This window comes from Streptomyces sp. NPDC048584 (assembly GCF_043199595.1).
Classification (GTDB): Bacteria; Actinomycetota; Actinomycetes; order Streptomycetales; family Streptomycetaceae; genus Streptomyces; species Streptomyces edwardsiae.
The window spans coordinates 2,190-3,752 of record NZ_JBICWF010000030.1; the positions used below are offsets into that span (position 1 = coordinate 2,190).

The window sequence follows — 1,563 nt, forward strand, 5'->3', positions numbered from 1 at the left end:
GGCATCAAGCTTGCTTGGTGTCTCGTGACTGCGTGCCTTTTGAAGAATGAGCCTGCGAGTTTGCGGTGTGTTGCGAGGTTAACCCGGGTGGGGAAGCCGTAGCGAAAGCGAGTCCGAACAGGGCGTTTCAGTAGCATGCTCAAGACCCGAAGCGGAGTGATCTAGCCATGGGCAGGTTGAAGCGGAGGTAAGACTTCGTGGAGGACCGAACCCACCAGGGTTGAAAACCTGGGGGATGACCTGTGGTTAGGGGTGAAAGGCCAATCAAACTCCGTGATAGCTGGTTCTCCCCGAAATGCATTTAGGTGCAGCGTCGTGTGTTTCTTGCCGGAGGTAGAGCACTGGATAGGCGATGGGCCCTACCGGGTTACTGACCTTAGCCAAACTCCGAATGCCGGTAAGTGAGAGCGCGGCAGTGAGACTGTGGGGGATAAGCTCCATGGTCGAGAGGGAAACAGCCCAGAGCATCGACTAAGGCCCCTAAGCGTACGCTAAGTGGGAAAGGATGTGGAGTCGCACAGACAACCAGGAGGTTGGCTTAGAAGCAGCCACCCTTGAAAGAGTGCGTAATAGCTCACTGGTCTAGTGATTCCGCGCCGACAATGTAGCGGGGCTCAAGCGTACCGCCGAAGTCGTGTCATTCACACAATAGGGCCAACGCCTGTGTGGATGGGTAGGGGAGCGTCGTGTGCCGGGTGAAGCAGCCGCGGAAGCGAGTTGTGGACGGTTCACGAGTGAGAATGCAGGCATGAGTAGCGATTCACACGTGAGAAACGTGTGCGCCGATTGACTAAGGGTTCCTGGGTCAAGCTGATCTGCCCAGGGTAAGTCGGGACCTAAGGCGAGGCCGACAGGCGTAGTCGATGGATAACCGGTTGATATTCCGGTACCCGCTGTGAAGCGTCAAACATTGAATCCAGTGATGCTAAGCCCGTGAAGCCGCCGGCTGAGTCTTCGGACGAGGTCGGAGTGGTGGAGCCGGTGACCCGAGCTGGTAGTAGGTGAGTGATGGGGTGACGCAGGAAGGTAGTCCATCCCGGGCGGTGGTTGTCCCGGGGTAAGGGTGTAGGACGTCAGGTAGGTAAATCCGCCTGGCACATAGTCTGAGACCTGATGCCGAGCCGATTGTGGTGAAGTGGATGATCCTATGCTGTCGAGAAAAGCCTCTAGCGAGTTTCATGGCGGCCCGTACCCTAAACCGACTCAGGTGGTCAGGTAGAGAATACCGAGGCGTTCGGGTGAACTATGGTTAAGGAACTCGGCAAAATGCCCCCGTAACTTCGGGAGAAGGGGGGCCATCACTGGTGAGAGGATTTACTCCTTGAGCTGGGGGTGGCCGCAGAGACCAGCGAGAAGCGACTGTTTACTAAAAACACAGGTCCGTGCGAAGCCGTAAGGCGATGTATACGGACTGACGCCTGCCCGGTGCTGGAACGTTAAGGGGACCGGTTAGCTCCATTTCGGTGGGGCGAAGCTGAGAACTTAAGCGCCAGTAAACGGCGGTGGTAACTATAACCATCCTAAGGTAGCGAAATTCCTTGTCGGGTAAGTTCCGACCTGCAC

At 56.6% G+C, this 1,563-nt stretch carries 1 rRNA gene (cut by both window edges); it reads left to right on the top strand.

Annotated elements, in window-relative coordinates:
• Positions 1–1,563, top strand: a 23S ribosomal RNA gene (locus ACGFR9_RS35140) (it extends past both window edges: 531 nt to the left, 1,127 nt to the right).